6 protein-coding genes are annotated in these 7,789 nt (G+C 35.4%); 1 reads left to right on the top strand and 5 read right to left on the bottom strand.

The genetic code is table 11. The features are described from left to right. Window positions 1-530 precede the first annotated feature (530 nt). Window positions 531-1,397 carry a hypothetical protein gene (locus DWW13_RS13275; protein ID WP_118720294.1) on the bottom strand — a complete coding sequence of 289 codons (867 nt, stop codon included), beginning with the start codon at window positions 1,395-1,397 and terminating at the stop codon, window positions 531-533. Window positions 1,398-2,365: 968 nt separating this feature from the next. Between DWW13_RS13275 and DWW13_RS18865 the strand changes: the two genes are divergently transcribed. Continuing rightward, the gene (locus tag DWW13_RS18865) at window positions 2,366-3,085 is read left to right on the top strand and encodes a potassium channel family protein (RefSeq protein WP_158579771.1); all 720 of its coding nucleotides are present in this window, start codon (window positions 2,366-2,368) and stop codon (window positions 3,083-3,085) included. Between the two features lie 324 nt (window positions 3,086-3,409). Here the strand turns inward: DWW13_RS18865 and DWW13_RS13265 are convergent, their stop codons facing one another. The 4 genes from DWW13_RS13265 to DWW13_RS13250 form a co-directional block, all read right to left on the bottom strand. Continuing rightward, window positions 3,410-3,907 carry a nucleotidyltransferase domain-containing protein gene (locus tag DWW13_RS13265; protein WP_009247521.1) on the bottom strand — a complete coding sequence of 166 codons (498 nt, stop codon included), beginning with the start codon at window positions 3,905-3,907 and terminating at the stop codon, window positions 3,410-3,412. 84 nt (window positions 3,908-3,991) lie between these two features. Further along, window positions 3,992-5,536, bottom strand: a complete 1,545-nt coding sequence (locus DWW13_RS13260) for an ATP-binding cassette domain-containing protein (protein WP_009247522.1) — start codon at window positions 5,534-5,536, stop codon at window positions 3,992-3,994. Window positions 5,537-5,989: 453 nt separating this feature from the next. Beyond that, the gene (locus tag DWW13_RS13255) at window positions 5,990-6,367 is read right to left on the bottom strand and encodes a TnpV protein (protein WP_009247523.1); all 378 of its coding nucleotides are present in this window, start codon (window positions 6,365-6,367) and stop codon (window positions 5,990-5,992) included. Window positions 6,368-6,393: 26 nt separating this feature from the next. Further along, a complete protein-coding gene (locus DWW13_RS13250) occupies window positions 6,394-7,533 on the bottom strand; it encodes a plasmid recombination protein (RefSeq protein WP_019190307.1) in 1,140 nt (379 codons plus the stop codon). Window positions 7,534-7,789: the final 256 nt, after the last annotated feature.

Below are 7,789 nucleotides of genomic sequence, written 5' to 3'. Positions count from 1 at the left end.
TCCATTTCTCATTAAAGTATTCAAAGAGCCTGCAAATTGCCCCTCTGTATAATCACGAACATCTTGTTCTCGAAGATAATGCTTAATGTCCTGCACACTATGTTCTTGTTTGTCTGATAAAAATTCTAATACAACTTCTTGTATTGTCGAACTCATTGTCATATCTTTGCCCCTCCTAATTTACTCTAATAATACCTCTGCAATATCTTAGAGTCAAGTCCTTTTTCTTGCATTCTTGTTTGTTTTCTTGTTATTCTTGTATATTATTAAAAATCTATACTGTTAAAAAACAAAAATATATGGCAGATAATCTATAGATTACCTACCATATAAAAACAATCTGTATAAAATTTCTATTATTCTATTCGAACTCGTCTCACAGGAGTTTGATTTCTGTAATTTCAATAGCGTTTTCGCTACTTTTCATTGTTGTATTCGCCATATTAGCAGGCATAATTTTAACTGGCATAAAAATTGTACTCAAAATGTACTCATATATCAATCCAATAATTTATTCCGAAATACAGAAATTATCTCTCATTATTGCATTCGCTCCTGAATTCTTTTATCAGATTCTCAAATTCTGCTACAGACATTCTACTATACATTTTGCACCAATATTTCTTTTGAAAGAGCGTCACTTTATGCACTGAAAGTTTACATACTTTTATCACAAGCCAACGATGTCTTCTTTGAATTTTTTTATCTTTTGCTTCCTTAAATGACATCCTGACAAACAACACTTCATATTTTGAATAAAGTTCAAGTATGTATTCTAACGGTATAATTAGTATTAAATACACAATAGGAATCATAAAACTAATAAAAGTATTTAATGCATCCAGTTCTTTATATTCATGTATTCCAATCTTTATAGTCTCGTATAGTATCCAAAATCCTGCCACCGCAAGAACCATATCTAGCAACTTATGTACTTTCTCATACTCCTCTTCGCGCTCTGCAATTACATTCATAATTACAATTATTGTTGTGATCGGAATAATTACCAATTCAACCCATATGTTGAAAGTAAATGTGCTAATAACAAATTCCAAAACAATCGTCAATTTCAAATTATCTTTTAAAACTTTTCTAATATATTCCTCATCTGCCTCTTTTGAAACAGCATTCATGCAGTATATCAAACCTGAAAAGACAAACCAAACTATAATATCTTTAATAAAAGCATTATCCCAAAACGGTAACTGATAAAATATTAAAGTTATACCCAAAACATAAAGGAAAATAATCCCCCAAAGTATTCTTAACTTCTTACCAAAGAATATTTTTACAACATTCCAAAATGCCTCTCTAATCTGTCTATGTGCCATTGCATACACAAATAAAATAAATGCCCAGATCACAGTTGCCCATTCCCTAGTAGTTAAAATTTCCATATATCATTTACTCCCCAATCTGAAGTTTATTCCACTGTTATTTTTTTCAATATCGGCAAGTATCCTACATAATTCAATTATTATAGTTGCACTTACTTTAATTTGCTGTTGCAGCCATACACTCTGACTGTTATAATCAGTGCATGGGTGCTACCATACAACGGTAGGCGGTTAGTCCTTCAACAGAGGGACTGTGACCCTCTGATTACATAGAAACCCTTACGGGAATACACTGGAAAGGAGGGCTAAGCCAATGAGTATTGTAGATTTTATCGCAGTAGTGGGCTTCGGCTCAATTCATAAGAAAGGTACTCAATATGAAAAAACTCTTTTCTTTCAAACGACTATTTCTTGGATTTAGAATATATTCTTATGAGTTCATTTATATTGTGAATGTTTGGCTATGTTACTTGTGTTTTCGATATTTGCATAAACATGATGAACCAAAACATTATTTTTTTGAATCCTTTAAAAACAACAATGAATATACACAAATATGCTTCAACCAAACTTACAAAATCCAAACGGAACATTATGAACATTTCCATAAGCGGCTATTTAAACTTGTTAAAATACCTTACCAGTATTTTCAACTTTTTTCCGATAAAAATCAAAATAAGCGAATAGGAGATAGTAATAGGTTTTTTTCAAAAAACGCCCCTACCAGAGTAATTAATATCGCTCCACATACATACTATGAAGGAATTGAATTTAACAACTTTTTCTTTGATTCATTTGAAATAGACAACCTATGTTTCCATAATTGTACTTTCAGAAATTGTAAATTTTCCAATATGACCTCTAAAAAGTTTCCTTGGGAATCTGAACTAAAACAAGGATTCAGTTCTTGTGATTTTTACAATTGTACATTTGAAAAATGCAATTTTAAAAATCTCTTTTTTAGCATTGGAAATATTGATTTAACCACATTTTCTGATGTTACTTTTTTTAATTGCATATTCCACAGAATGAGTTTTAAAAAGGTCATATTTACAGGAAGCACCACCTTTAATAACACAAGCATTTATTCTCCTTCCAAAGCTTTTGATTTATCATTCATGGGGTCTATTGATAACATCCATGTTGATGCGCAATGTCATGTTACTGCGTTTTCTTATTATGACAGAGCTAATTTTACACTTGAAAAGTGGATGCAACGTAAAAAACTTAAATTTTCAAATTCTAATAAGATTGCTGATACCTATTTTGCATTGGACCAAATATGGACCTCAAATCATATTCGAGAAGAAGACAACAGCTATGCAAATTTTTATTACCAAAGAAAAAAAGCAGAGACTCGTAATCGAAAAAAACCTTCAAAAATTATTGGATATTTATCTGAATGGGTAATTGGTTATGGAGAGAAACCCTATAACGCACTCTTTTCAATGGCTTTAATTATCATTTTTTTCAGTTGCATTTATATGTTTACTGGTTTTATACCTGAAATTGGAAATGATGAAATAAAATATAATATTAAACAAATTTTTAATACACCATGTATTCCTCTTCTTTCAGATTTCTTTCAAAGTTTATATTATAGTTTTTTCACCATGATTACTGTAGGTCAAGGCAATGCAAGCCCTTTCTCACCAGGAAGCCAAATTGCTATGTCTATTGAATTATTATTAGGTGCAATAATGATGACCCTCTTTACAAGTACGTTGTTCAGAAAATACACCAAATGATACAACTTTGACATTTTGTACTCAATCTGTACTCAAACCACATAGCAAGAGCCCGGAAACCCGCATAAACACTGGATTTCCGAGCTCCATTTTTTTATTCAAACTCTACAAAGACTAACGCTTTTTGTTTAGGAATTATTCTCTGTAATGTTTCTCGTTCTTTTGATTATTTGATATATCCATATTATCCTGCCTATACGAGCTAATGTTATCATTTTGTTATCGGCATTGATAACACCTACTCGATAACTGTGGATAATAACTATATGTAGCATGTCAAATTATAAGCTATTTTGCTTAGAGATTCAACACAAAACTGAAATTTTACTTTTCCTTATATTCATCTGGTATTGCTATTTGAAATGTTTCACACAACAGCATCACATCATGCACATCATTTTTATCGTGTTCATATCCCAAATGAAGCATTACCTGACTCAATGGTTCAATACAAGAAACAGTTATATCTCCAACTTTTCCAATACCGGAAAAAGTTTTTGATGGAAATATATCTCCCTCATAAACAATTCCGTCATCTGTAAATTCAAAACAATGTAAATCAATGATTCTTTGTTTATCATCTTTCCAGACAGTATGACCATCCGTTGTATAATCAGTATTTACTTCCTCAAATCCATGCTGCTTAATCACATAAATATAATCATGATAATGTTTCAGTTCAACAAACAAATCAATATCATTGTGTATTCTTGATTCTCTTTTAAGAAGTGCATCAACACCCCATCCGCCATCTAAATATACTTTAATTTCGTTTTGCAAAGCATATTTTATAATTTCACATGCATCTTCTGTACGTACCATAATCTATCCTCCAAATTCAAATCTTTGTATGCTTTCCAACTCACTAAAAGCCTGAAATTTGTCAGTCTTTCATCCTTTTTGTTATCAATCACCAATTAGCTGTAATCCATTAGGATTTAGCTGATATATTTTATCGCACACCTCTTCAATATACTTTCTATCGTGAGAAATGCTAATGACAGCCCCCGGAAATTCTCGGAGCATTTTTCTTATTACCGGACCGGACAATGGTGAAAAATTTCTTGTCGGTTCATCCAGAATAAGAACATTTGCACCACTTAAGCTCATCCTCAAGAGAAGCACTTTCGCCTTTTGTCCGCCTGATAACTCCCGAATCGGATGCTCCATTTCATCTGGTGTGTATTTAAGTGAACCAAGGTATGTTCTAATTCTTGTACGCTCTTCTTTATCTCCTGTTTTATCAAGGTAATCAACCGGTGTAACATCCAAATCCAGCAGGTCTTCATAAGTTTGAGGCATATATTCTGCTTTAATGTCATTCCGATTTAGGAGTTCTTCCGCTATCTTTTTTAGAAGAGTCGTTTTTCCTGCCCCGTTGGCTCCTATCATACAGATTTTTTCTGAACCTTTTATTTTTAAATGAATTCCTTCTGCTAAAATTCTTTTGCCATCCGGAGTCACAAGCTTTGAAAGTTCATATTCTATGACCGTTTTTCCTGCGGGAATGTGTGAGTTTTCATCCCCTAATTTGACAAAGATTGCTTCTTCCTGTTCCGGCATCTGAGTCATATTTTCATCTTCTTTTTCAAATCTTCGTTCCATTGCCTTAACCGTATGCATTTTGTCCTTTAAGTTTTTGGCAACAGACGGTGCTTGTCTGGTACAACTTCTTAATGCACCTTGTACACTCTGCATAACTCTTTGATATTTTTCATCGCGAATCTTTTTCTCCCTACGGTCACTCAGTGCCCGCTGTTTTTGGATTTCAAATTTATGAAGCCGTTCTTCCACATAGCGTCTATAGGGAAGCTTTGCCACGGTATATCTCGCCTTTGTTTTTCGTATAATCTGCTCGATATGTATCACCATGTTGGCAGTACGCTCTATCAGCGTTTCATCGTGTGAAATAAAAAGCACAATGTGCTTCCAGTCATTTATGATTTTTTCCAGTAATGTAAGCGTCGCAATGTCGATGTCATTGGAAGGTTCGTCCAACAACAGCACAGAAACATCGCGAATGAAAAGCCTCATAAGTTGTGTCTTGACTTTTTCGCCTCCTGAAAGACTACCCATTGTCTGGTTACTGTAGAAAAAATCATTTTTCATTCCAAATTTTCCCGCAATAACAGACAATTCTTTAGGCGTTTTCTCCCAGAATATTTCCTCTTCAGAAAAATATTCGTATATTGTTTTTTCCTTATCTTCATCGAGCATCTCCTGCGGAAGATAACCAAGACGTTCGTGTCCCATTATCCTTTCCCCATCTGCTTCTATATAGTTTTCTACAAGCGACGGATTGTATATCCACTTCATTAATGTCGATTTCCCATTTCCCTCTTCTCCAATAATAACTGCCTTATCTCCATCATTTAGCACAAGGTTGAAATCATTAAGAATTATTCTCAGGTCTTTTTTATGTGTTAAATTTAATTTTTTTATCTGCAACATTAAAGTTTCTCCTTTTCGAAGTCTGAGCCAATTATTATTTTGAACACACAAAAACGAGTCTTTTTTGCATACGCAAAAATAGACTCGCTAAATAGACCCTTATTTCTTTTCCAAAAGGAAAACAAAGGAAATGCCTCTTGCGATAATCCAACTTAAGCGTACACAAAACAAACCTATTCTCTACAGGCTCAATAACTATATGTGTCTTACTTAAATCAAATTATCTATTAATCATTTCCTCACCTTACACAAAATGTGCCTTTCTTTCTTCTAATGGCAATACTATCATACTGTATTTTTTTTGTCAATACATTTCACCTTATGGAAGTGCAAATTAAAATTTTCACTTCCTAATTATACATCCAACCATTACGAAATTCAATCTTTCACAACCTCTTTACAACCACAACCACAGCACTCCAGCAAACGCAGGAGCACCATACCGTAAAACGCTTATGTGTAAATCAACTCCGTTCCTACAACTTCCCTCACACAAGCCTGAATATTATTCATTCTTCCAATCCATTCGTAGGGATTATCTTTCTTTAATTGTTCCGTCACATCTTGTCTGTCGGCATATTCCTTTACCAGTCGAAGAAACATATCCTCTGCTTGCTTATCGACTTCTGCAAGATAACTATGCAGCTTTCCGCTTGTCAGCAGGTTCATATATAACACTTTATAGTGTTCCTTTAAATGCCTTGCATGTCGTTTCCCCCATAAACCAATCGGCTCTATTTCTTCTTCGGCTGGTACTGTGATGTTCGGCAATAAATAATCACCCACCTGTCTATAAGTTCCGCCCATTTCTTCAAAAATTGTCTTTGTCATTTTCCTTTTCCTCCTGTGATTTTTGTCTATCGTGATCGTGTATTATCACGCTTGCGACCTTTAACTGTTCTTGCCTGCTCCAACAAATCATCTATCTGTTTGCGACCAAAAACCTTACGGAGCAGGCTGTAATCTTTATTTTCTGCTTTTAGGATTTTGTTTTCTTCGGTCAATCTTTCATTGACTTTCTCCAAACGCTGATTGGTGCGGTATAACTGTGCATTCGCTGTATTCAGCCTATGATAGTTGTCCCACCCCTCAAAGCAGCGGGCAAGCACCGTTTTGACAAGTTGCTTCAATTTCCTTACAACCGGCTCTGCCATTTTGGTTTTATATGCCTTTGCAGTCATAAATTTCTCTGGTTCTGGCAACTGATATTTCGGTGCAGTATCAAGCTCTATTTCAAGATTTGACAGCTCGTCTTTTGCCTTATCATAGTTCAATACTCGTTCCGACAACACATCAAATTCAATCTGTTTCTGCTCGATTTTCGCACCTAATGCCGCCACTTCTTTTTCTCTTTCCTGCTTTTTATAATCCAAAACAGAAAGATGTTTTTCGTGTGTGCCTAAATGTTCCCACTCAATCCCATAACGTTCCATCACCGCCGCAAGCTGTTCTTTTTCGGACTGTATCCATTGCGACCACTCCGTATCGCCACGACTGCCGCCCTTAAAACCTTGCGTTGCAAGAGCCTGCTTTAGTGACACTCTTGTATCAAGTCCACGCTTGCTGCCTGTGGTAAAAGGTACAAAATCTATGTGCAGATGTGGTGTAGCTTCATCCATATGCAGATGAGCCGAGAACACCCGAAGCTGTGGATTTCGCTCCTGAAAACCCTGATAGTATTCATCTAAAATCTGCTTTGCCAGTTCTCCGTTTTCCGTATCGGCGTTCATATTTCCCTTACCGCCCACCTGTAAAATGATTTCGTGGAACGGTTTTTCCTGCTTGGAACTTCGGATTTTTTCATAATAATCTTTTATCTTTCGGTCTGACCTTATCTGCTTGGCATTGTATCTTTCCAATGCTTCATCAAACAATTCGTGATAAACTGTCTTTATATTTTCATTGCAGTAGTCGATATTGAGATGAGTACGAGTTCCGTCTACATTTTCTGCTCGGAACTTTCGGCTATTGTGATTGACCGAGCCTTTACCGACCATTGCACTTATCGTTCTCTGCATTTTTTCATCTCCCATCTGTAAATTTCAACATTCTCAGGTTTTGTTACTTTTGTCAAAAGTAACGCAAAAGCACTTTTGACGGGTACACCCATCAAAAATGCGACCTGTAAACAGGTTTTGCGTTCTCCGAAGGCTCTCCGAGGGGTGAGCGTGTGCCGGTGGCACACACGCCTGCGAACCGACCGAGCCAGCAGGCGAGACCAAAGAGCCGCCTTTGAAAAGGCACTCTCTGCAC

The sequence above is a fragment of the Blautia sp. AF14-40 genome, from assembly GCF_003479665.1.
Classification (GTDB): domain Bacteria; phylum Bacillota; class Clostridia; order Lachnospirales; family Lachnospiraceae; genus Fusicatenibacter; species Fusicatenibacter saccharivorans.
Note: the sequence above shows the minus strand (reverse complement) of the source record. Positions and strands in the feature narration are given on the sequence as shown.

What these genes read in the sequence shown, in the direction of transcription:
- DWW13_RS13250 (WP_019190307.1), bottom strand. Translation starts at nt 7,533, where the DNA reads ATGGTCGGTAAAGGCTCGGTCAATCACAATAGCCGAAAGTTCCGAGCA.
- DWW13_RS13275 (WP_118720294.1), bottom strand. Translation starts at nt 1,397, where the DNA reads ATGGAAATTTTAACTACTAGGGAATGGGCAACTGTGATCTGGGCATTT.
- DWW13_RS18865 (WP_158579771.1), top strand. Translation starts at nt 2,366, where the DNA reads ATGAGTTTTAAAAAGGTCATATTTACAGGAAGCACCACCTTTAATAAC.
- DWW13_RS13260 (WP_009247522.1), bottom strand. Translation starts at nt 5,536, where the DNA reads ATGTTGCAGATAAAAAAATTAAATTTAACACATAAAAAAGACCTGAGA.
- DWW13_RS13255 (WP_009247523.1), bottom strand. Translation starts at nt 6,367, where the DNA reads ATGACAAAGACAATTTTTGAAGAAATGGGCGGAACTTATAGACAGGTG.
- DWW13_RS13265 (WP_009247521.1), bottom strand. Translation starts at nt 3,907, where the DNA reads ATGGTACGTACAGAAGATGCATGTGAAATTATAAAATATGCTTTGCAA.